This window comes from Salinispora mooreana, assembly GCF_000379065.1.
Classification (GTDB): domain Bacteria; phylum Actinomycetota; class Actinomycetes; order Mycobacteriales; family Micromonosporaceae; genus Micromonospora; species Micromonospora mooreana.
On the sequence record NZ_KB900614.1, the window covers coordinates 2,840,016 to 2,862,104 of the forward strand.

The following is a 22,089-nucleotide window of genomic DNA, read 5'->3' on the forward strand; positions in this document are numbered from 1 at the left end:
GTGTTGACGCATCCGGTGGTGGAAAGCTCCCTTCCGCCCAGGTTCCGGCGGCTCTGGGACGAGATCGCGCCGATCGGCCGGGACGACCGTAGCGGCGGGTACCTGCGGTACGCGCTGACCGACCCGGAGCTGCGGCTGCGGGAGTGGTTCCGGGCCCAGGCCGACCAGCGCGACATGCCGGTGACCGACGACGGCAACGGCAACCTCTTCGCCTGGTGGGGCGCCCCGGAGGCGGGGAACGCGGTGCTCACCGGCAGCCACTTCGACTCGGTACCGCACGGCGGGGCGTACGACGGGCCGCTCGGCATCGTCAGCGCCTTCCTCGCCGTGGACGAGCTACGTGCCGCCGGCACCACCCCCACCCGGCCCATCGCGGTCGCCGCCTTCGTGGAGGAGGAGGGCGCCCGGTTCGGCGTACCGTGTCTGGGGTCTCGGCTGCTCACCGGCGCGCTGCCGGCCGAGCGGGCGGCCGAGCTGTGCGACCCGGCCGGGGTGAGCTTCGCCGAGGCGCTGGGCGGCCCGCCGGCCGGTGCCCGGCCGGAGCTGCTCGGCCGCTTCGCCGCCTTCGTCGAGCTCCACGTCGAGCAGGGCCGGGCCCTGGTCGAGCAGGCCGCGCCGGTCGCCGTCGCCAGCGCGATCTGGCCGCACGGCCGGTGGCGTTTCGACTTCACCGGCGAGGGAAACCACGCGGGTACGACCCGGATGATGGACCGCCGCGACCCGATGCTCACGTACGCGTTCACGGTGCTCGCCGCCAACAAGGAGGCCCGACGGCTCGGCGCCCACGCCACGATCGGCCGGGTACGGGTGGAGCCGAACGCCACCAACGCCATCCCGTCTGCGGTGACCGGCTGGCTGGACGCCCGCGCCGCCGAACCGGAGACCCTCGCCGGGCTGGTCGAGGCGGTCCATGACCGGGCCGCCGAGCGAGCCCGACGCGACGGCACCGAGTTGCGGCTGACCGAGGAGTCGGCCACGCCCCTCGTCGCGTTCGACGGCGGGCTGGCCAACCGGCTCGCCCGGTTGCTCGACGCGCCGGTGCTGCCGACCGGGGCCGGGCACGACGCCGGCGTGCTGGCCGGGCACCTGCCCACCGCGATGCTCTTCGTCCGCAACCCCACCGGGGTGTCGCACTCCCCCGCGGAGTCGGCGAACGACGACGACTGCGCGGCCGGGGTGCAAGCCCTCGCCGCCGTGCTGGAGGAGCTGACATGACCCGCTGGCTGGCCGAGTACGCGTGGCTACCCGAGCAGCCCGAGCCGACTCCGGACGTGCTGATCGAGACCGCTGCCGGCCGGATCACCGGGGTCACCCCGCTGGCCGCCGGGGGCCGGCCCACCGCCGGGGTCGAGGTCCTCGCCGACGCGGTCCGCCTGCCCGGGCTGACCCTGCCGGGGCTGGCCAACGCGCACTCGCACGCCTTCCACCGCGCGTTACGCGGCCGCACCCACGGCGGTCTCGGCGACTTCTGGACCTGGCGGGACCGGATGTACGAGGTGTCCGCCCGGCTGGACCCGGAGAGCTACCTCGCGCTCGCCCGCGCCACGTACGCGGAGATGGCGCTGGCCGGGATCACCTGCGTCGGCGAGTTCCACTACCTGCACCACGGCCCGGACGGCACCCCGTACGCCGACCCGAACGCGATGGGGGCCGCCCTGGTCGAGGCGGCGGCGCACGCCGGGATCCGGCTGACCCTGCTGGACGCCTGCTACCTGACCGCCACCGTGGCCGGCGAGCCGCTGGCCGGGCCGCAGCGACGCTTCGGCGATGGCGACGCCCTGCGCTGGGCGGAGCGGGCAGCGGCGTTGCACCCCACCGACGCGCACGTACGGGTGGGCGCGGCGATCCACTCGGTGCGTGCCGTGCCCGCCGACCAGCTGGCGACGGTGGCCGGTTCGGCGCGCGAGCGGGGCGTCCCGCTGCACCTGCACCTATCCGAGCAGCCGGCCGAGAACGATGCCTGCCGGGCCGAGCACGGCTGCAGCCCCACCCGGCTGCTGGCCGACCGGGGAGTCCTCGACCAGCACACCACCGCCGTGCACGCCACCCACCCCACCACCTCGGACGTGGTCCTGCTCGGGGAGAGCCGCGCCGGGGTCTGCCTCTGCCCCACCACCGAGCGGGACCTCGCCGACGGGATCGGACCGGCCCGCCGGCTGGCCAACGCCGGCAGCCCACTGAGTCTCGGCAGCGACAGCCACGCGGTGGTGGACATCTTCGAGGAGGCGCGCGCGGTGGAGCTGGACGAGCGGCTGCGTACCCGGCAGCGCGGCCACTTCACCGTCGGCGAGCTGGTCACCGCGGCCACCTCCGCCGGGCACGCCGCCCTCGGCTGGGGCGACGCCGGCCGGCTGGCCGCGGGCGACCGGGCCGACCTGGTCACCCTCCGGCTGGACAGCCCGCGGACCGCGGGGGTACCGGCGGCTGGTGCGTTCTTCGCCGCCACCGCGGGGGATGTCCACCAGGTGGTGGTGGATGGCCAGGTGGTGGTGCAGGACGGACGGCACCGCACCGTTGACGTCCCCGCCGAGCTGGCCACGTCGATCGCGGAGGTGACCGGAGCGCCATGAGTAGCCTGCTGCTGGACAACATCGGAGAACTGGTCACCAACACCACCGCCGGGGAGGGGCCGCTGGGCATCCGCCGCGACGCCGCCGTGCTCATCGAGGACGGCGTGGTGGCCTGGGTCGGGCCGAGCAGGGGTGCGCCCGCCGCCGACCAACGCATCGACGCCGAGTCAGCGGCCGTGCTACCCGGCTTCGTGGACAGCCACGCCCACCTGGTCTTCGCCGGGGATCGAGCGGTCGAGTTCGCCGCCCGGATGGCCGGCGAGCCGTACACCGGCGGCGGTATCCGCACCACGGTCGGCGCGACCCGGGCCGCCACCGACGACGAGCTACGCGCCACGGCCCGCCGGCTACACGCGGAGGCGCTGCGGCAGGGCACCACCACCATCGAGATCAAGAGCGGGTACGGCCTCACCGTCGTTGACGAGGCCCGGTCGCTGCGGATCGCCACCGAGGTGAGCTCGGAGACCACCTTTCTCGGGGCGCACGTCGTCCCCGCCGAGTACGCCGACCGGCCGGACGACTACGTCGACCTGATCTGCGGCCCGATGCTCGCCGCCGCCGCGCCGCACGCCCGCTGGGTGGATGTCTTCTGTGAGCGGGGCGCCTTCGACGCCGACCACACCCGCACGATCCTGACCCGTGGGCAGGCCGCCGGGCTGGGCACCCGGCTGCACGCCAACCAGCTTGGTCCGGGCCCGGGGGTCCAGCTCGGGGTGGAGCTGGGGGTGGCCAGCGTTGACCACTGCACCCACCTCACCGACGCCGACGTTGACGCGCTCGTCGGGGCCGACGGAGCGACCGTTGCCACCCTGTTGCCGGGGGCGGAGTTCTCCACCCGCTCGCCCTACCCGGACGCCCGGCGGCTGCTCGACGCGGGCGTGACCGTGGCGCTGGCCACCGACTGCAACCCCGGGTCGTCGTACACCTCGTCGGTGCCGTTCTGCATCGCGCTGGCCGTCCGGGAGATGCGGATGAGCCCCTCCGAGGCGGTCTGGGCGGCGACCGCCGGCGGCGCCGCGGCGCTGCGCCGCACCGACGTGGGTCGGCTGACGCCCGGTGCCCGGGCCGACCTGATGATCCTCGACGCCCCGTCTCACCTGCACCTGGCCTACCGGCCGGGGATTCCACTGATCCGCCAGGTCCTGCACAACGGAGTACCGCAATGTCGACCGTAGTCATTCAGCCAACCGGAATCACCCCCGCCGACGTGCTCGCCGTCGTCCGTGGCAACGCCAAGGTCGTCCTCGACCCGACGGCGATCGACGCGATGGCCGCCAGCCGGTCCGTCGTGGACGGGATCGAGGCGGCCGGCCAGCCGGTATACGGCGTGAGCACCGGCTTCGGGGCCCTCGCCAACACCTTCGTCGCCCCACAGCGGCGGGCGGAGCTGCAGCACGCGCTGATCCGTTCGCACGCCGCCGGGGTGGGGACCGCCATGCCCCGCGAGGTGGTGCGGGCGATGATGCTGCTGCGCGTCCGTTCCCTCGCGTTCGGCCGCTCCGGAGTCCGGCCGCTGGTCGCCACCGCACTGGTGGACCTGCTCAACCACGATGTCACCCCGTGGGTGCCCGAGCACGGGTCGCTGGGGGCCTCCGGCGACCTGGCGCCGCTGGCGCACTGCGCGCTGGCGCTCCTCGGCGAGGGTTGGGTGCTGGGCCCGGCCGGTGACCGGATCCCGGCCAGCGAGGCGCTGCGCCGGGCCGGTATCACGCCGATCGAGCTGGCCGCCAAGGAAGGGCTGGCACTGATCAACGGCACCGACGGCATGCTCGGCATGCTGTTGATGGCCAACCACGACGCCGCGCACCTGTTCACCCTGGCCGACGTGACGGCCGCCCTGGCCATCGAGGCGATGCTCGGCACGGACCGGCCGTTCCAGCCCGAGCTGCACACCATCCGGCCGCACCCCGGTCAGGCCACCTCGGCGGCGAACATCCACCGCCTGCTCCAGGACTCGGCGGTGATGGCGTCACACCGCGACGACGTGGTGCACGCGGTACAGGACGCCTACTCGATGCGGTGCGCGCCGCAGGTCGCCGGCGCGGCCCGGGACACCCTGGACTTCGCCCGGCAGGTGGCGGGCCGGGAACTGGCCTCGGTGGTGGACAACCCGGTGGTCCTGCCGGACGGCCGGGTCGAGTCGACCGGGAACTTCCACGGCGCGCCGCTCGGCTTCGCCGCGGACTTCCTCGCTGTCGCCGCCGCCGAGGTCGGCGCGATCGCCGAGCGGCGGGTGGACCGGCTGCTCGACGTGACCCGCTCCCGGGACCTGCCGGCGTTCCTCTCCCCCGACGCCGGGGTCAACTCCGGGCTGATGATCGCCCAGTACACGGCGGCCGGCATCGTCGCGGAGAACCGCCGACTCGCCGCCCCCGCCTCGGTGGACTCCCTGCCCACCAGCGGTATGCAGGAAGACCACGTCTCGATGGGCTGGGCGGCGACCAAGAAGCTGCGGACCGTCCTGGACAACCTGACCAGTCTGCTCGCGGTCGAGCTCCTCGCCGCGGTCCGCGGGCTCCAGCTCCGGGCACCGCTACCACCGTCGCCGGCCGGACGGGCCGCCATCGCCGCGTTGGCCGGGGTCGCCGGAGAGCCCGGCCCGGACATCTTCCTCGCTCCGGTGCTGGAGACCGCCCGTACGGTGATTGCCGGCCCAGAGCTTCGGGCGGCGATCGAACGTGAGGTCGGGAAGCTGGCCTGACCCTCCTGCTCGTGCCGGGCAGCGGCTGCCGACCTCGGTAGCCGCTGCCCGGGTACGGCAGGTCAGTTAGGCGGCAACACCTTGGCGATCAGCTTCGCCAGTTCGCGCAGCGCCTTGCCACGGTGGCTGATCGCATCCTTCTCCGCCGGTGTCAGCTCGGCGTTCGTCCGGTCCTGCCCATCGCCCCGAAAGATCGGGTCGTAGCCGAAGCCACCGTCGCCGTGCGGCTCCCGCAGCAGGCGACCGGGCTGGCGGCCGTCAACCAGGTGCTCCTTGCCGCCGGGCAGCGCCAGGGCCACCGTGCAGACGAAGGACGCACCGCGATGCTCGTCCGGCACGTCGGCGATCTGGTTCAGCACCAGCTGCAGGTTGGCGTGGTCATCACCGTGCTGGCCGGCCCAGCGGGCACTGAAGACACCGGGCATGCCGTTGAGCGCCTCCACCGCCAGACCGGAGTCGTCGGCGATGGTGGGCAACCCGGTGCGCCGGCACCCCTCCCGAGCCTTGATCAGTGCGTTCTCCCCGAACGTCAGGCCGGTCTCCGGCAGCTCCGGATAGGCCTCGACATCGTCGAGGCCGATCAGGGCGATCCGGTGCACGCCCAGGGCGCCGTCGAGGATGCGTTGCAGCTCGATGAGCTTCTTTCGGTTTCGGGTGGCGAGCAGGACCTTGTTCATGCTGAGTCACCTTCGTTCACGACCGCGGAAGCCGGCAGCGGAGCCGCCCTCACGAGAGCGCCTTCCGCTGGGCTTCGGCCAACTCCACACAGCCGGCGACGGCCAGGTCGAGCAGGGAGTCGAGCTGTCCACGGCTGAAGACGCCCGCCTCACCGGTACCCTGCACCTCAACGAAGTCACCAGCGCCGGTGCAGACCACGTTCAGGTCGACCTCGGCGGTCGCATCCTCGGCGTAGTTGAGGTCCAGCCGCGGCTCACCGGCGACGACGCCGACGCTCACCGCCGCCACCGAGCGGTGCATCACCGTCTCCGGCCGACCGGCGAGGGAACGGCGGGAGGCGAGCCAGGTCACCGCGTCGTGCAGCGCCACATACGCGCCGGTGATCGCGGCGGTACGGGTGCCGCCGTCGGCCTGGAGCACGTCGCAGTCGAGCACGATGGAGTTCTCGCCCAGCGCCTTCAGATCGATCGACGCGCGTAGGCTACGGCCGATCAACCGGGAAATCTCGTGGGTACGCCCGCCGACCCGCCCCTTGACACTCTCCCGGTCGGAGCGGGTGTTGGTGGCGCGGGGCAGCATGGCGTACTCGGCGGTGACCCAGCCGAGCCCGGAGCCCTTGCGCCAGCGGGGCACCCCCTCGGTGACGCTCGCGGTGCAGAGCACCCGGGTGGCACCGAACTCCACCAGCACAGAGCCCTCAGGGTGGGTGCTCCAGCCGCGGGTCAGGGTCACCGGTCGGAGGTGGTCGGGCAGCCGCCCGTCAGGTCGCGCCATGTCTGCACCCTATGTGGTGGCGAGGGCGGCCCGCCCCGGGGTGTCCCGGTCGGCTCGGCCCGCCGGAGTTCGGGCCGGACCGCGCGGTCAGACCTCGTAGCGCGCGCCCGGCCGGACCACCTCGAGCGGGCCGGCGTAGGCAGCGGCGGCGGCGGCGACGGTGTCCGCCTCGCTGCCCCAGGCCGCCACGAGGTGGGTCAGCAGCAGCCGCCCGACGCCGGCCTTGGTGGCGACTTCGCCGGCCTCCCCGCCGGTCAGGTGCAGATCCGGCGGGTTGTCCACCCCGTCGAGGTAACTCGCCTCGCAGAGAAACACGTCGGCTCCCTGGGCCAGCTGAAGCAGCGCGTCGCAGGGGGCGGTGTCGGAGGAGTAGCAGAGCACCCGACCGTTGTGTTCCAGCCGGACCCCGTACGTCTCGATCGGGTGGTTGACCCGGTCGACGGTGACGGTCAGCGGGCCGATCGGGAAGGTCCCCGGGGTCAGGGCAGCGAACTGGTACACATCCTCGACGGTGCCGTCCTGCGCTCCACCGAGGGCGGTGAGCCGCTCCGGTGTGCCCGCCGGGCCGTACACCGGCAGCGGCGGATAGGGGCCGTCCGGGGCGTACCGGCGGACCACCACGTAGAGCACGGCGTCGAGGAAGTGGTCGCCGTGCAGGTGGGTGAGGAGGACGGCGTCGGGAGCGTGGAGCCCCACGTAACGCTGGAGGGTCGACAGCGACCCGGAACCGAAGTCGACCAGGAGCCGGAAGCCCGCAGCCTCGACCAGATAGGCCGAGCAGGGGGAGTCCGGGCCGGGGAAGCTCCCGGCGCAACCCAACACCGTTAGTCGCATTGAGTCGTCTCACTGTCGCATTCTGTAGTGTCTGGGTCGGTTGCCTCTCCGCGGAGCATCGTTCCAACCGCCGTGTGCGCCACGCTGCGCAGCCTACGCTCGGTTACCCGAACGCATGAATCATCCGCGGGAAGATGTCACGAACGTGACACCGTCCCGGTTGGTGGGTCAGGCCCAGAGCTGCCCCTCCAGCGCCTCTTCAGCCTCGGCCAGAGTGCCGTCGTACGCTCCGGTCGAGAGGTACTTCCAACCGGCGTCGGCGACCACGAAGGCCACGTCGGCGCTGCGCCCCTCCCGGACCGCCTCGTGCGCCACCGCCAGCGCCGCATGCAGGATCGCACCGGTGGAGAGCCCGGCGAAGAGCCCCTCCACCTCGACCAACTGACGGGTCCGCAGCACGGCGTCCCGGCTACCGACCGAGAAGCGCCGGGTGAGCACCGAGGCGTCGTACAGCTCCGGAACGAACCCCTCGTCGATGTTACGCAACCCGTACACCAGCTCGCCGTAGCGCGGCTCGGCGGCCACGACCTGGACCCCCGCCACCTTCTCGCGCAGGTATCGGCCGGTGCCCATCAGCGTGCCCGTGGTGCCGAGCCCGGCCACGAAATGGGTGATCGTGGGTAGGTCCTGAAGCAGCTCCGGGCCGGTGGTCAGGTAGTGGGCCTTCGCGTTGGCCTCGTTGCCGTACTGGTACAGCAGGACCCAGTCAGGGTGCTCGGCAGCGATCTGCTTGGCGGTGGCGACGGCCTGGTTCGAGCCACCCGCGGCGGGCGAAAAGATGATCTCCGCACCGTACATGCGCAGCAGCTGCACCCGTTCGGTGGAGACATTCTCCGGCAGCACACACACCAGCCGGTACCCGCGCAGCTTCGCCACCATGGCCAACGCGATACCGGTGTTCCCGCTGGTGGGCTCAAAGATCGTGGCACCCGGCCGGAGCCGGCCCGCCTCCTCGGCCGCGCGGACCATGAACAGCGCGGCCCGGTCCTTGACGCTGCCGGTCGGGTTACGGTCCTCCAGCTTCGCCCAGAGCCGCACCGGCGGCGCCCCAGCGGGAACCGCCGGTGCGAGCCGGGGCAGCCCGACCAGGGGCGTTCCGCCGCAGGCGTCGAGCAGACTGTCGTAGCGCGCCACGGTGGTCGCGCCCTCAGCGGACGGGTGGCGACCCGGCGTGCCGGCCGCGGGGAGCGGCTACCACGGCGGAGCCGAGGGCCCCACCCGCGACGGCCGGCAGGATGGTCACGCTGTCGCCGTCGTTGAGCTTTGCCTCCAGCGCACCAAGGAAGCGGACATCCTCGTCGTTGACGTAGACGTTCACGAACCGGTGTAGCGCGCCGGTGTCGGTCACCAGACGGCCCCTCAGCCCGTCGTGCCGGCTGTCCAGGTCGGCGAAGAGAGCGCCCAGCGTGTCGCCGGCACCCTCGACGATCTTCGCACCGCCGGTGTGGCTGCGCAGGATGGTGGGGATGCGAACTTCGATGGCCATGATGCGATGCTCCTTGATCGGGAATGCCGAAATGGTGACGGGACGTGGTGGGGTGTTACCGCGCTGGAATCAGCGGCCAGAACACTCGTAGTCGACCGTCGCCGGGCTCTGCCCGAACATGTAGGACTGCACGGCGTGCGGGTCCACCCCGGCGTCCAGGACGCGGACCGGCTCCTCAGTCACCACGCCACCCACGATCCGGAAGGAGCGAATCTCTTCGGAGTCGGGCTCACGGGTGGAGACGAGCAGGTAGTGCGCGTCGGGCTCACCGGCGAAGGAGACGTCGGTGCGCGATGGGTACGCCTCGGTCGCGGTGTGCGAGTGGTAGATGACGACGGGTGCCTCGTCCCGGTCGTCCATCTCCCGCCACACCCGCAACTGCTCCATCGAGTCGAACTCGTAGAACGTCATGGAACGGGCGGCGTTCTCCATCGGGATGTGCCGAGTGGCAAGGTCACTACCGACGGGACCGGCGACCACGCCGCACGCCTCGTCGGGGTGGTCCCGACGGGCATGGGCGACGATCGCGTCCACGATCGCCCGGTCGATGCTCAGCACGCCGACCAGCGTAGCGTCTGCCGGTGCTGGCCGGCGAGGTGGCAGCAATCACGGATCAGTCAATCAATGCGCTGAGCAGGGACTCCTGCAAGTAGCCCAGGTACGCGTAGACCGACAGCTGGAACATCCGACTGGACCCCGGGTCCGTGGCGACCGCGTCATCGAGCTCCGCGCCGAGATCGGTGCTGTCCCGGATCTCCAACCGGACGCCCATCGCCAACCGGGCGTCGTTGAGCGCCCGCAGCCACGCCTCGGCCGCCTCGCTGTCGAGCCGGACCTCGCCACCGGCGTCGTCGGGGAGCGCCGCGAGGATCGCACCGGCCTGGTCGATCTTCGCCGTCTTCAGGTCGCCCTCGGTGTACCGACGAAACTCGGCGGTATCCGCCGCGTCGTCCGGGTAGACCTCCGGGAAGAGCCGCACGACCACCGGGTCGGCGTGGTCGAACGCGTCGGTGAGCAGACCGACCACCTCAGTGGCGACCTTCCGCAGGACCCGGACCTCGTCTATCGCGAAGGTGGCCACGTAGTGGCCACTACAGCGCTGGAACATGCTCACGCCCGATCCACCGTCGCCCACAGCCCGTACGCGTGCAGCTGCGACGCGTCGTGCTCCATCCGTTCCCGGGTGCCACTGGAGACGACCGCCTTGCCCTTGTGGTGAACGTCCAGCATCAGCTGCTCGGCCCGCCCTCGGCTGTAGCCGAACAACTTCTGGAAGACCCAGGTCACGTACGCCATCAGGTTGACCGGGTCATCCCAAACGATCGTCACCCACGGTCGGTCGGGCGCCGGCACCTCGTCGGTGTCCGGCGTCTCGAGTGGTGCAACCTGTGGAGCCGCCATGCCCCCATCGTGCCACCGGATCCGCCAAATCGAGGAACCGGAACCCCGACCGGTCGCCGACCGACGCCGTCACGGGCGCCACGGACCGCGACAAGGCGACGGTCGGCACCACGAATGTTCCTGGGCCAGGACGGCACGGATCGTGCGGGAACTCTAGGCTGATCCGGGTGAGCACCCTGGGCCCCACGCTGCTGACCGACCACTACGAGCTGACCATGGTCCGCGCCGCGCTGCGGGACGGCACCGCCGATCGCCGCTGCGTGTTCGAGGTGTTCAGCCGGCGGTTACCAACCGGTCGCCGCTACGGTGTCGTGGCGGGCACCGGTCGACTGGTGGAGCTGATCCGAAATTTCCGCTTCGACGAAGATGAGGTGGATTTCCTCCGGCGAACCGGGGTGGTGGACGACGCCACCGCGCAGTGGCTCACCGCCTACCGCTTCACCGGCGACATCGACGGCTACGCCGAGGGGGAGCTCTTCTTCCCCGGATCACCGATCCTCACCGTCTCGGGCACGTTCGCCGAGTGCGTCGTGCTGGAGACGCTGGTGCTGTCGGTGCTCAACCATGACTGCGCCACCGCCGCGGCAGCCACCCGGATGGTCACCGCCGCCCGCGGACGCGCCCTGATCGAGATGGGTTCCCGACGCACTCACGAGGAGGCGGCGGTGGCAACGGCCCGCGCGGCCTACCTGGCCGGCTTCCGGTTCACCTCCAACCTGGCCGCCGGCGAGCGCTACGGCATTCCCACCGCGGGCACCGCCGCGCACGCGTTCACCCTGCTGCACGTGGATGAGCGGACGGCGTTCGCCTCCCAGGTGGCGACGCTGGGCAAGGACACCACCCTGCTGGTCGACACGTACGACATCAGCCAGGGCATCCGCAACGCCATCGCGGTGGCCGGGCCGGACCTGCGGGCGATCCGGATCGACTCCGGCGACCTGGCGGTCATGGCGCAACAGTCGCGGGACCTGCTCGACTCGCTCGGCGCCACCGAAACGAAGATCATCGTCTCCGGGGACCTCGACGAGTACGCCATCGCCGCACTCGCCGCCGAGCCCGTGGACATGTACGGCGCGGGCACCGCCGTCGTCACCGGCTCCGGCGCACCGACCGCGAGCCTGGTGTACAAGCTCGTCGAGGTCGAGGGGCGCCCGGTGGTCAAGCGCTCCGAGCAGAAGGCCACCATCGGCGGCCGCAAGGTGGCGGTCCGCCGGCACAAGCCGACCGGAACCGCCACCGAGGAGGTGATCGTGCCGCAGGGCGTGCCGGAGCGGCAGCCCAACGACCGGCTACTGCAACGTACCTACCTCGCGGGGGGTGCGGTGGCGACGCAGCCGACGCTGGACGAGTCGCGGGAGCACCTGCGGCAGTGCCTGATCTCGATCCCCTGGGAAGGATTGAAGCTCTCCGCCGGCGATCCGGCCATTCCGGTCACGGTCGTACCGGCCGACTGAAGGGGCAGCACATGGGTAACGCTTTGATCATTGTGGACGTACAGAATGACTTCTGCGAGGGCGGCTCGCTCGCCGTCGGTGGCGGCGGCAGCGTCGCGGCCGGGGTCAGCCAGCTCCTCGCCGCCGAGCCGGGCCGTTGGGACCACGTGGTGGCGACGAAGGACTACCACATCGATCCCGGGGCGCACTTCGGCGATCCGCCGGACTTCGTCGACTCGTGGCCGCCGCACTGCGTGGTCGGGACGCCCGGCTCGGAGTTCCACCCCGACCTGGCCACCGACCGAGTCGAGGTGATCTTCCACAAGGGCGAGCACGCCGCCGCGTACTCCGGTTTCGAGGGGCACACGGACCAGGGCGAGTGCCTGGCCGACTGGCTCCGGCGGCACGGCGTTGACCAGGTGGAGATCGTCGGGCTCGCCACCGACTTCTGTGTCCGGGCCACCGCCCTGGACGCGGCCGAGGAGGGGTTCCGGACCACCGTCCGACTGGACCTGACCGCCGCCATCGGGCCCGAAACGGCCGACGAGGCACTACGGGCCTTCGCCGACGCCGGGATCAGCACCCAGGGAACGCCTGTGATCAGGGCCGCATGAGCCGAAGCACGTTGGTGAACACCGGGCCCACGGACCAGGATGTCCCCCGGAGGTACGGACCGACGTGAACCTGAAGCCCTACCGGACGGCGCTCGCCCTGCCCGGTCTCCGGGCCCTACTGATCGTGGCGGTGCTCGCGAGGATCCCGCTCACCACGATCGGTCTGACCCTGACGTTCTACGTCGTCCAGGACCTCGACCGGGGATACGCTGCCGCCGGGCTGGTCGGCGCCGCGATCACCGTCGGCGCAGCCCTCGGCGGCCCACTGCTGGGTCGCCTGATCGACCGGCGCGGCCTGCGGCCGGTGCTGGTGCTGACCGCCGTCGCCGAAGCGGTCTTCTGGTCCACCGCGCCGCTGCTGCCGTACGCGTTGCTGCTGCCCGCCGCCTTCCTCGCCGGTTCGCTGGCGCTGCCGATCTTCGCGGTGGTCCGCCAGTCCATCGCGGCCATCGTGCCGGCCGAGAAGCGCCGGCCCGCGTACGCGCTGGACTCGGTGTCGGTGGAGTTGGCCTTCATGATCGGGCCGGTCCTGGCCACCCTCGCGGTCACCACCATCTCCGCCCGGACCACGCTGTACCTGGTGGGCGCCGCCATCGTCGCCGCCGGCGTCGGGCTCTTCCTGCTCAACCCGCCGGTCCGGGGCGCCGGCGAGGCGGCCGGTCCGCGACGTAGGGTGCCACGGCGGGAGTGGCTCACCGCCCGGATGGTCGCCGTGCTGGCGGTCAGCGCCGCCGCCACCGTGGTGCTGGGCGGCACCGACGTGGCCGTGATCGCGATCCTGCGCGACAACGGCGACGTGGGCTTCACCGGCGTCGTGCTGGGCATCTGGGCGCTCGCCTCGCTGATCGGCGGCTTCACCTACGGGGCGATCACCCGGTCCCCGTCTCCGCTGGTGCTGCTGGCGGCGCTGGGCATCGCCACGATCCCGGTCGGGCTGGCCGGAGCGAACTGGTGGCTACTGAGCCTGGTGCTGATCCCCGCCGGCCTACTCTGCGCCCCCACCATCGCCTCCACCTCGGACGCGGCGAGTCGCCTCGCACCCGCGGACGCCCGCGGTGAGGTGATGGGGCTGCACGGCTCCGCCATCACCGTCGGCGTCGCGGTCGGCGCCCCGCTGGCCGGAGCCGTCATCGACGCGTCGGCGCCGGCCTGGGGCTTCGCCGTAACCGGCGCGGTCGGCGCCCTGGTCGCTCTGGCGGTGCTGCCGGTGCGGCTACGCCACCGCCGGGAAGACGCGGCACCGGCCCCCGTTGCTCCACCCGAGCTGACCCGCGCTGTCTGAGTGAAGTCAGAGTTCACGTGGCAGTGGCTCGTGTGCCGGTTCTAGCCGGTGTAGGCGTGAGTGGCGAAGCCGTTGCGGCGGTGCCAGATGCGGCCGTTGAAGTCGCCTTGACGCCCTGGAGGAGCTGCGTTCCAACGGCGGCCAGTCACTCAAGGATCAGATCGACCGGATCGCCGAGGCCACCTGCCGACAACCCCCAGGTGCGCTGACCATGTGGGAGTTGCGGAGAGCCCGTCCCTACCTGCATGCGGTGGAACGGGCCCCTCGTGGATCCGACGTACTCGGTTCGCTATCCGGCGCAGCCGGGTACATCGCCGGAGCAGTTGTCCGGTCGATTCTTGACCACAGTGGTTCCAGTGGCGGTGTTCAACTCGACCGTTCCGTTGGGCTCGTTGAAGATGCCACCACCTTGTACGCCGGCGATATTCTTGACCACCTTCGTAGCAAAGAGGGCGGCTGTTGAGGTGGATTCGTTGTTTATGCCACCACCCTCGTCACCTGCCTGGTTGCCGATTATCTTTGTGCGTCGCAGAACCAGACTTCCGGCGCTGTAGATACCGCCACCGTCGGCGGTGGCGGCGGGGGCGGTGTTATTCTTAACGAGGCTGTCCTCGATGACAACGGAGGCGTCTGGATTTGACCGCAGTCCGCCACCATCGTTTTCGGTGGAGGTGTTCCCGGCAAGGGTGCTGCGCCGGAGTGTGAATTGCCCACTTCCTACGAAAATTCCGCCAGAGCCCGTGGTGGTGTTGTCCATGATTCGGGCATCTGTGACGATTCCGACGCCACTTTCCATGATAAGGCCACCGGCAAGGCTTTGAGCGTGATTGGCGGCAATAGCGCTGTACTCGATCCGGGCTGCTCCTTCCGTGCTTACTCCGCCCCCCAGATCCGCGGTATTGGCGGATATGTGAGATTTACTGACTTCGAGCACGGCGGTGCTGACGACACCTCCGCCGGAGGAACCAGCGGTGTTGCGGTCGACTGTGGAGTGCTTGATTCGAGTGATGCCGAAATTGGAGATGCCGCCACCTGCGGCGCCGGCGATGTTGCGGGTGATAGTGCTGCGGTTGGCGGTAAGTGCTCCACCGGCATTGACGAGAACTGCGCCGCCGTTGCTGGTGGTGTGGCCGCCGGTGATTGTCAGGTGGTTGATGGTGAGGTCGCCGCCCGTGTCGACGGTGAGGATTCTGAACTGGTCGGTGGCGGCGGGGCGTTTGATGGTGGTGTGTGTGCCGCCGTTGAGGATGATCGGGGTGGTGATGGCGGGCAGGCCGGCGCCGTCGATATTGGCGGTGAGTAGGTACGTGCAGTCCCTGGCGAGGTCGAGGGCCGCACCACCGCGGGCGTTGGCCAGAGTGATCGCCGCGACCAGCGCATCGGCGCTACACGGGACCGGTGTGCCCTTGTGTCTGTCCTGCTTTCCCTTGCCCTTGTGGCCCTTGTTGTCGGTGGAGGCGTGGTCGGGGTTTCCCGGCCGGTCGTCGGCGGCGGCGAGAGTGCCATCGACGGTGCCGATAGCCGGCGCTCCGCCAATGCCGAGGCTGGTGGTGAGGGCCAGGCCGGTCACACCGGCCAGTCCGACGGCCCACCATCGTGACCTCGCCCGGCGCGCACCTGGTCGGTCCGGTTCGTGTACGTGGCACTGATAGTTCATCGCGGTATTGGTGTCCTTCCCCGTTACGGACGAGAACCACCACCCCAGAGGACGGGACCCCGGTGGTGTCCCTCGGCTACCAGGCAGGCGGCAGCAACCACACCGAGCTAAACCGACACCAACCCCACCAAGACATGAACACGAAAAACATGCCTGAACGAGACATGAAACCGCCGTGGCATCAGGCACACCACGACGGGGGTGCCGGGCGGGACATCCGGGGCTTCCCGCCGGGCCCCGGGAGGGTGGGGGACGCCGCTACCGCACCGGTGGCTACCGGGGCGTTCGTCAGTGGCTACTGGGAGCGGTACGAGACCGACGACGGGCGCCGGCCCGGATATTCCCGGAGCGGCGCCCGTCGTCGGTGTGTACGGCGAGGCGTCAGTGGCGGTCTCGGTCGCTCGCCACGTCCTCCTGGTAGCTGGCGCCACCGTCGGCCTCGCTGGTCAGTGGCTTGGCCCCACCCTCCGGCGGGCCAGTCAGCGACTGACCGGCGGCCAGCTCGGGGAACTTGTAGTCGAACGCGGGCCGCTCAGAGCGGATCCGTGGCATCCGGTCGAAGTTCCGCAACGGCGGCGGCGAGCTGGTCGCCCACTCCAACGAGTTGCCGTGCCCCCACGGGTCCTCGACCTCGACCACCGGACCCGTCCTGTACGACTTCCAGCAGTTGTAGATGAACGGCAACGTCGAGATACCGGTGATGAACGCACCGACCGTGGAGATCATATTCAGCGTCGTGAAGCCGTCGATGGCCTGGTAGTCGGCGTACCGCCGGGGCATTCCCTCGTTACCGAGCCAGTGCTGCACCAGGAAGGTGGTGTGGAAACCGACCATGGTCAGCCAGAAGTGCACCCGGGCCAGCCGCTCGTCGAGCATCCGGCCGAACATCTTCGGGAACCAGAAGTAGATGCCGGCGAAGACGGCGAAGACGATCGTGCCGAAGAGCACGTAGTGGAAGTGGGCCACCACGAAGTACGAGTCGGAGACGTGGAAGTCCAGCGGCGGGCTGGCCAGCAGCACCCCGGTGAGGCCACCGAAGAGGAAGGTGACCAGGAAGCCGACCGCGAAGAGCATCGGTGACTCGAAGCTGATCTGCCCCCGCCACATGGTGCCGATCCAGTTGAAGAACTTCATCCCGGTGGGGACGGCGATGAGGAAGCTCAGGAAGCTGAAGAAGGGCAGCAGCACCTGGCCGGTGGCGAACATGTGGTGCGCCCAGACGCTCATCGACAGGGCTGCGATGGCGACGGTCGCGGCGACCAGACCCTTGTAGCCGAAGATCGGCTTGCGGGAGAAGACCGGAATGATCTCGGAGACGATGCCGAAGAACGGCAGCGCGATGATGTACACCTCGGGGTGCCCGAAGAACCAGAAGAGGTGCTGCCAGAGCAGCGGCCCACCGGTCGCCGGGTCGTACACGTGGGCACCGAGGATGCGGTCGGCGGCGAGCGCGAAGAGCGCGGCGGCCAGCAGCGGGAAGATCAGCAGCGCCAGCAGGCTGGTGACCAGCATGTTCCAGGTGAAGATCGGCATCCGGAACATGGTCATGCCGGGCGCGCGGAGGGTCAGGATCGTGGTGATCATGTTGACCGAGCCGAGGATCGTGCCCAGACCGGAGATCGCCAGACCCACAACCCACATGTTGGCGCCCACACCCGGAGAGTGCTCCACGCTACTCAACGGGGTGTAGGCGAACCAGCCGAAGTCAGCGGCGCCACCCGGCGTGATGAAGCCAGCGGTGGTCAGGGTGCCGCCGAAGAGGAAGAGCCAGAAGGCGAAGCTGTTCAGCCGCGGGAAGGAGACATCCGGGGCACCGATCTGAATCGGCACGAGATAGTTGCCGAAGGCGAAGACGACCGGCGTCGCGAAGAACAACAGCATGATCGTGCCATGCATCGTGAACAGCTGGTTGAACTGCTCGGGCGACAGGAACTGCAGCCCGGGCCGCGCCAGCTCGGCCCGCATGATCAGGGCCATCAGCCCACCGATCATGAAGAACGCGAACGCGGTGACCATGTACATGATCCCGATCTGCTTCGCGTCCGTGGTGCGCAGCAGCCGCGCGAGGGCCGACCCCTGAACCGGCTCTCGGACCGGCCAGGGCCGGGTCACGACCGGCTTGGGTGCGACGGTGGTCACGAGTGGCCTCCGGTTCTGGGTTGTCCCGCTCGGCGCGCTGTGCGGTAAGCGGCCGTCATCCGCAAGGATGGTAGTCCCCGACAGGCGGCCCGGCTGCGTGGGGTGGCCGGGTACTCTGCCCGGACCCGAATCGTGTCTCCGTTACCCGCCTCGGGGAGAGCACCCGAGTGGACTCACAGTGGTCCCAGCAGCAGTCGGTAGTGCTCGCCGAAGATGCGCCCACCCCGTCCGCGCAGCAACGGGTCCCGCAACGCCGGCGCGACGTCCCGGGTCCGGTTACGGTCCCGGGTCCGGTCCCGCACCCAGCGGGTCCGCGGGCGGCGACGGCTCTCGTACGCCGTCAGGGCCGCGTCGATGTCACCGGTCGACCTCCGCAGCGACTCGGCGAGCACGACGGCGTCCTCGAGCGCCATCGCGGCGCCCTGCGAGAGGGTCGGCGCGGTGGCGTGCGCGGCGTCCCCGACCAGCAGCACCCGACCCCGGTGCCAACGGCCCAGCTCGACCTCCTCGGTCACGGTGGCATGCACCTGTTCCAGACAGTCCAGCACCTCGGGGATCGGTCCACCGTAGTCGCCGAACAACTCACCGAGCCGGGCCATCGGATCTGCCGGCGCGACGGCACCGGTCTCGTCGGCGTAGCAGTACAGCCGACCGGGGCCAACCGGAACGACCAGGAAGCCGGCCCGGTGACCGAGCAACGCGGTCCACTCCGCTACCGGTGGGCCGTCGCGGACCACGGCACGGTAGACCACCTGACCGGTGCGGCGGGGCGGCCCGCCCAGCGCGGCGAGGGTGCGGACCTCGGATCGCGGACCGTCGGCGCCGATCACCAGGTCGTACTCGGCGGTGAGACCGTCGGCAAAGGTGATGCCGACGCTCGTCGGGAAGGGGTCAACGGCGTCGAGCCCCACTCCGTACCGCACGGCTCCGCCGGCGCCGGTGAGCAGGACGCGGTGCAGTTCGCTCCAGAGCAACGCCCGGCACTGGCCGACTCCGGACCAGAGCGCCTCGAGGTCGACCTCACAGAGCGGCGCGCTTGTGGCGTCGCGGAAATACTGCCGGCGGATCACCTGGCCAAGCGGGCGGACCGGGCCGTCCAGGTCGAGCTGGCGCAGCGCCCGGTCAGCGTTGCCCGGCAGGTAGAGACCGCTGTCTACCAGGTCACCGGGGAAGAGTCTGTCAATCAGATCCGGTCGAAAGCCCGCCAGCTGCAGCGCCCGGGCCACGGCAAGACCGGCGAGACCCGCACCGACGACGAGGATACGCAGGGGGAAGCCACCCATGGTGGTGTACGCCTCCGGGAGGGGTCGGGGGGCACGCGTTGGAGGCAAGACAATACTTGGAGCAATCGACCCACACCAGTGTCCGACTGTCGCCCCGGCACCCGCCGAGGCCCGGCAACTCGCCAGTGCGCACCTAGTCGGTGGTCGGATCGGTCAGCCGCCAGGCGGCGTTGATCAAACCGATGTGGGACAGGGCCTGCGGGGTGTTGCCGAGCTGCGCGCCGGTGTGCGGGTCGATCTGCTCACTGAGCAGCCCGACATCGTTGGCGTACCCGGCCGCCCGCTCGAACAGCGCCCCGGCACGCTCCCGCTCCCCCGCCAGCACCAGGCACTCGACCAGCAGGAAGGTGCAGAGCAGGAAGCCGGCCGGGTCGGTTTCCCACCGCCGGATCAGCCCACCCCCGGCACCCAGGACCCGCTCCACCGCGTCGATCGTGGCCCGCATCCGCGGATCGGTGGCCGGAAGGAAACCCACCACCGGCAGGAACAACACGGAGGCGTCCAGCTCGTCGGAGCCGAACGCCCCGGTGTACGCGCCGGCCCGCTCACTCCAGCCCGACCGCAGCACGGTGTCCCGGATCTCGTCACGGATCGTCGCCCAACGGTGGGGGTCCGCGCGCTCACCGAGCCGGGGCGCCAACGCCACCGCCCGGTCCAACGCCACCCAGCAGAGCACCTTCGACGACAGGTAGTGCCGGTCAACGTCCCGGGTCTCCCACATGCCCCGGTCCGGCAACCGCCAGGTCTCGGCGACCTGCTCGGTCAACCCGCACACCATCTCGCGCACCTCATAGTCGAGGGGGTCGCCGAGCAGGTGGTGCAGGCGCCACACCGCCGCTACCACCTCACCCGGTACGTCCAGCTGCCGCTGCCGCCAGGCGTCGTTGCCGAACCGCACGGGGCGGCTGTCCGCGTACCCGCGCAGGTGCTCCGCGACGTGCTCGGAGATGTCCCGCTCCCCCGCCAGCCCGAAGAGCACCGGCACCGGCTCGGCACCGACCCGGCCGATCGAGTGCGCCGCCCAGGTGAACAACCGGGACGCCTCCGCCGGGCAGGCCGCCACCCAGAGGGCGCGCAGCGTCATCGAGAAGTCGCGCAGCCAGGCGTACCGGTAGTCGTAGTTGCGGTCTCCACCGAGCTGCTCCGGCAGGGAGGTGGTGAGCGCTGCGGCGACCGCGCCGCTGCGGGCATAGGTGAGCCCGGTGAGCACGACCGCGCTGTGCCGCACCAGCTCCGGGTAACACCCCTGGTACCGGTGGGTCTCCCGGAAGGCCTCCCACGCCTGCACCGTCTCGGCCAGCATGGCCGGCGGATCCAGCCGGACCGACGGCGCACCGTACGCCGCCCGGAAGCCGGCGGCGAAGCCGACGGTCTCGCCGGCGGCGACCTCGAACTCGGTGTGCACCCGGTCCGTCCCGGCGCACAGGGTCAGCGAATCCGAGCAGAGCTCCACCACCGTCGCGCCGGCCACGGCCAGCACCGTCCCGCCCGGCTGGTCGTGCAGGTACGGCGTGAGCAGTCCGTGGTCCGGACGGGGCACGAAGTCCGACGCCAGCCGTACCCGCCCGGAGAGCCCCTCGACGCACCGCAGCAACACCGCGGGCGAGTTCAGGCCAAGCTGGTGCCCTCGCGCCCCGCGTTCGGCGGCGAGCGCGTCGGTGACCGCGACACTCCCCTGCGGCGTGTGGTGGACGGTCCGCAGCACCAGCGTCTCCGGCCGGTACGCGCGCTCCACCCGCCACCCGGGACGGTCCGCGCCGACTGGAGCCAGCCGCCAGTGGCCCGCCTCGGGATCGAGGATCCGCCCGAAGACCGCGGGAGAGTCGAACCGATCCGGGCACCACCAGTCGATGGAGCCGTTCCGGCCGACCAGCGCGCCGGAGCGACAGTCGGACAGGAACCCGTAGTCGGAGATCATCGGCTGGTCCACCCACCGCGGTTACCCCGAACCCGCACGGTCAGGCCGGTTCGACGCTGCCCGCAATTCGCCGCTGTCCCGCCGTTTGCGCCCGCGCTGGGCGGGAAGAGTCTGCCGACCGGCCCTTCGGCCTCCAGCCCGGCCGCATTGATCCGGTCTCGCCAAGTCCCCGCTGGTGTACCGCCGTACGGCTGCGCTGGCGGGAGACGGCCAAAGCGCGGCCACGTACCGACGCGGGTCGGACGGCACCGTGCGCCCGTTGCCTCACCGCCGCCTGCGCAGCGGTGGGGCGCCCGGGTGTGGGGCCCGTCACCGGCCTGCGCCGCTCCGGTCAGGTGCCCCACACGCGGAGAGAGGCTCGGGTCACGGCTGCTCGGTGAAGCCGAACTGCACGATGCCCTCCTCGTCAACGGTCACGTCCACAGCGGCGTCCCCGAGCAGCTGGGCCGCGTCCGAGTCGAGGAAGATCCGGGCGCCCTGGTTGTCCACCACCTGGTCGCCGGCGACGGGGCCCTCGACCAGTTGCACGGTGAGCGAGCCCTCATCCGGGTCGGCGGCGATCCGGACCCCGCCGTCATTCGCGACGTCCTGCTGATTGGCGAGGTCCCGGATCACCAGCACGGCGTTGTCGGTCATGGTCAGCATGGCGGAGCTCCTCATGGTCCTGGGATTCACCACCGGCCGCAGATGGGGCCGGGGAACCGGCGGCGATCGCCGCCGTGGCCCGGGACCGCGATGGCCCCGCACGCCAACGGTGCCCCCTGGCGGGGCCCGCGTCATCCCGGGCCGCCAGCCCGTACCTGATCGGGTGAAAACCAGTGCTCCAGCCCACCGACCGCGGCGACCGTGCTACCGCGAGGACGGACGGTCAGCTCCGCTCGAGGACCACCACCGGGATCTCCCGGTCGGTCCGGGCCTGGTAGTCGTCATAGTCCGGCCAGATCGCCGCCATCGTGGCCCACATTCGCGGCTTCTCCGCCGGGCTCGCCACCCGTGCCCGGACGGTGAACCGCTCCGCACCGACCTGCACCTCGCCCCGCGGTTCGTCGCGCAGGTTGAGGTACCAAGAGGGATGCTTCGGCGCGCCCCCCTGAGAGGCGACCAGCAGGTACGCGTCGCCGTCGCGGCCGTAGATGAGCGCGGTACGCCGAAGCGAACCGCTCCGTCGCCCCCGGGTGGTCAGCAGCAGCGTGAACACCCCGGGTCGCCACTCGTGCCCGTCCGCTCCATCGGTTCGTTCGTACCGCGCGATGTGGTCGGCCACCCAGTCCGTGGGACTGTCCTGCACCTGCTCGGCCATCAGCAACTCCCATCACCTG

General features: G+C 70.9%; 21 protein-coding genes and 1 pseudogene. 7 read left to right on the forward strand and 15 right to left on the reverse strand.

The genetic code is table 11. The annotated features are described in order from the left end of the window. The 4 genes from SALPAC6_RS0113465 to hutH are packed head-to-tail and all read left to right on the forward strand — an operon-like array spanning window position 1 to window position 5,271. Entirely contained in the window at window positions 1-1,215 is a 1,215-nt protein-coding gene (locus tag SALPAC6_RS0113465) for an allantoate amidohydrolase (RefSeq protein ID WP_018253927.1), read from the forward strand. Then, window positions 1,212-2,570 carry a formimidoylglutamate deiminase gene (locus SALPAC6_RS0113470; RefSeq protein ID WP_018253928.1) on the forward strand — a complete coding sequence of 453 codons (1,359 nt, stop codon included), beginning with the start codon at window positions 1,212-1,214 and terminating at the stop codon, window positions 2,568-2,570. The genes SALPAC6_RS0113465 and SALPAC6_RS0113470 overlap by 4 nt, the downstream gene beginning before the upstream one ends. After that, window positions 2,567-3,745, forward strand: coding sequence for an imidazolonepropionase (hutI, locus tag SALPAC6_RS0113475; RefSeq protein WP_018253929.1), 1,179 nt, complete (start codon window positions 2,567-2,569; stop codon window positions 3,743-3,745). The genes SALPAC6_RS0113470 and hutI overlap by 4 nt, the downstream gene beginning before the upstream one ends. Then, window positions 3,733-5,271: a histidine ammonia-lyase gene (hutH, locus tag SALPAC6_RS0113480; RefSeq protein WP_018253930.1), complete on the forward strand. Its 1,539-nt coding sequence runs from the start codon at window positions 3,733-3,735 to the stop codon at window positions 5,269-5,271. The genes hutI and hutH overlap by 13 nt, the downstream gene beginning before the upstream one ends. Window positions 5,272-5,333: 62 nt before the next feature. On the opposite strand, the gene rdgB is transcribed toward hutH, so the two are convergent. The 8 genes from rdgB to clpS form a co-directional block, all read right to left on the reverse strand. Further along, window positions 5,334-5,948 carry an RdgB/HAM1 family non-canonical purine NTP pyrophosphatase gene (gene rdgB / locus SALPAC6_RS0113485; protein ID WP_018253931.1) on the reverse strand — a complete coding sequence of 205 codons (615 nt, stop codon included), beginning with the start codon at window positions 5,946-5,948 and terminating at the stop codon, window positions 5,334-5,336. A gap of 49 nt (window positions 5,949-5,997) precedes the next feature. After that, window positions 5,998-6,723 carry a ribonuclease PH gene (gene rph, locus SALPAC6_RS0113490; protein ID WP_018253932.1) on the reverse strand — a complete coding sequence of 242 codons (726 nt, stop codon included), beginning with the start codon at window positions 6,721-6,723 and terminating at the stop codon, window positions 5,998-6,000. A gap of 87 nt (window positions 6,724-6,810) precedes the next feature. Next, window positions 6,811-7,557, reverse strand: coding sequence for an MBL fold metallo-hydrolase (locus SALPAC6_RS0113495; protein WP_026189647.1), 747 nt, complete (start codon window positions 7,555-7,557; stop codon window positions 6,811-6,813). 168 nt (window positions 7,558-7,725) lie between these two features. After that, window positions 7,726-8,691 (reverse strand): PLP-dependent cysteine synthase family protein, encoded by a 966-nt coding sequence (locus SALPAC6_RS0113500; protein ID WP_018253934.1) that lies wholly within the window; start codon window positions 8,689-8,691, stop codon window positions 7,726-7,728. 13 nt (window positions 8,692-8,704) lie between these two features. Next, window positions 8,705-9,043 (reverse strand): MoaD/ThiS family protein, encoded by a 339-nt coding sequence (locus tag SALPAC6_RS0113505; RefSeq protein WP_018253935.1) that lies wholly within the window; start codon window positions 9,041-9,043, stop codon window positions 8,705-8,707. Between the two features lie 69 nt (window positions 9,044-9,112). Next, a complete protein-coding gene (locus tag SALPAC6_RS0113510; RefSeq protein WP_018253936.1) occupies window positions 9,113-9,601 on the reverse strand; it encodes a Mov34/MPN/PAD-1 family protein in 489 nt (162 codons plus the stop codon). A gap of 55 nt (window positions 9,602-9,656) precedes the next feature. Further along, entirely contained in the window at window positions 9,657-10,151 is a 495-nt protein-coding gene (locus tag SALPAC6_RS0113515; RefSeq protein ID WP_188115257.1) for a DUF2017 domain-containing protein, read from the reverse strand. Between the two features lie 2 nt (window positions 10,152-10,153). After that, window positions 10,154-10,444 carry an ATP-dependent Clp protease adapter ClpS gene (clpS, locus tag SALPAC6_RS0113520; protein ID WP_018253938.1) on the reverse strand — a complete coding sequence of 97 codons (291 nt, stop codon included), beginning with the start codon at window positions 10,442-10,444 and terminating at the stop codon, window positions 10,154-10,156. A 167-nt stretch (window positions 10,445-10,611) separates the two neighbouring features. Between clpS and SALPAC6_RS0113525 the strand changes: the two genes are divergently transcribed. The 3 genes from SALPAC6_RS0113525 to SALPAC6_RS0113535 all read left to right on the forward strand — a co-directional run bounded on the left by SALPAC6_RS0113525 (window position 10,612) and on the right by SALPAC6_RS0113535 (window position 13,773). Further along, window positions 10,612-11,898 carry a nicotinate phosphoribosyltransferase gene (locus SALPAC6_RS0113525; protein WP_018253939.1) on the forward strand — a complete coding sequence of 429 codons (1,287 nt, stop codon included), beginning with the start codon at window positions 10,612-10,614 and terminating at the stop codon, window positions 11,896-11,898. Between the two features lie 11 nt (window positions 11,899-11,909). Continuing rightward, a complete protein-coding gene (locus tag SALPAC6_RS0113530) occupies window positions 11,910-12,491 on the forward strand; it encodes an isochorismatase family protein (protein WP_018253940.1) in 582 nt (193 codons plus the stop codon). 64 nt (window positions 12,492-12,555) lie between these two features. Then, window positions 12,556-13,773, forward strand: coding sequence for an MFS transporter (locus tag SALPAC6_RS0113535; RefSeq protein WP_018253941.1), 1,218 nt, complete (start codon window positions 12,556-12,558; stop codon window positions 13,771-13,773). Here SALPAC6_RS0113535 and SALPAC6_RS31245 read toward each other — a convergent pair. The 7 genes and pseudogenes from SALPAC6_RS31245 to SALPAC6_RS0113565 all read right to left on the reverse strand — a co-directional run. Continuing rightward, window positions 13,749-13,874 (reverse strand): annotated as a pseudogene (locus tag SALPAC6_RS31245) (peptidoglycan-binding protein); the annotation flags it as partial. The gene SALPAC6_RS0113535 and the pseudogene SALPAC6_RS31245 overlap by 25 nt on opposite strands. 188 nt (window positions 13,875-14,062) lie before the next feature. Further along, the gene (locus tag SALPAC6_RS0113540) at window positions 14,063-15,430 is read right to left on the reverse strand and encodes an autotransporter outer membrane beta-barrel domain-containing protein (RefSeq protein ID WP_026189649.1); all 1,368 of its coding nucleotides are present in this window, start codon (window positions 15,428-15,430) and stop codon (window positions 14,063-14,065) included. 381 nt (window positions 15,431-15,811) lie between these two features. Further along, entirely contained in the window at window positions 15,812-17,569 is a 1,758-nt protein-coding gene (gene ctaD / locus SALPAC6_RS0113545; protein WP_018253943.1) for an aa3-type cytochrome oxidase subunit I, read from the reverse strand. Between the two features lie 173 nt (window positions 17,570-17,742). Next, complete coding sequence (locus SALPAC6_RS0113550; protein ID WP_018253944.1) at window positions 17,743-18,852, reverse strand: FAD-dependent monooxygenase; 1,110 nt, start codon at window positions 18,850-18,852, stop codon at window positions 17,743-17,745. 133 nt (window positions 18,853-18,985) lie between these two features. After that, window positions 18,986-20,782 carry a glycoside hydrolase family 15 protein gene (locus SALPAC6_RS0113555; protein ID WP_018253945.1) on the reverse strand — a complete coding sequence of 599 codons (1,797 nt, stop codon included), beginning with the start codon at window positions 20,780-20,782 and terminating at the stop codon, window positions 18,986-18,988. A 351-nt stretch (window positions 20,783-21,133) separates the two neighbouring features. After that, a complete protein-coding gene (locus SALPAC6_RS0113560; RefSeq protein ID WP_018253946.1) occupies window positions 21,134-21,415 on the reverse strand; it encodes an adhesin in 282 nt (93 codons plus the stop codon). Window positions 21,416-21,638: 223 nt separating this feature from the next. Further along, window positions 21,639-22,070, reverse strand: a complete 432-nt coding sequence (locus tag SALPAC6_RS0113565) for a nitroreductase family deazaflavin-dependent oxidoreductase (protein ID WP_018253947.1) — start codon at window positions 22,068-22,070, stop codon at window positions 21,639-21,641. Window positions 22,071-22,089 lie beyond the last annotated feature (19 nt).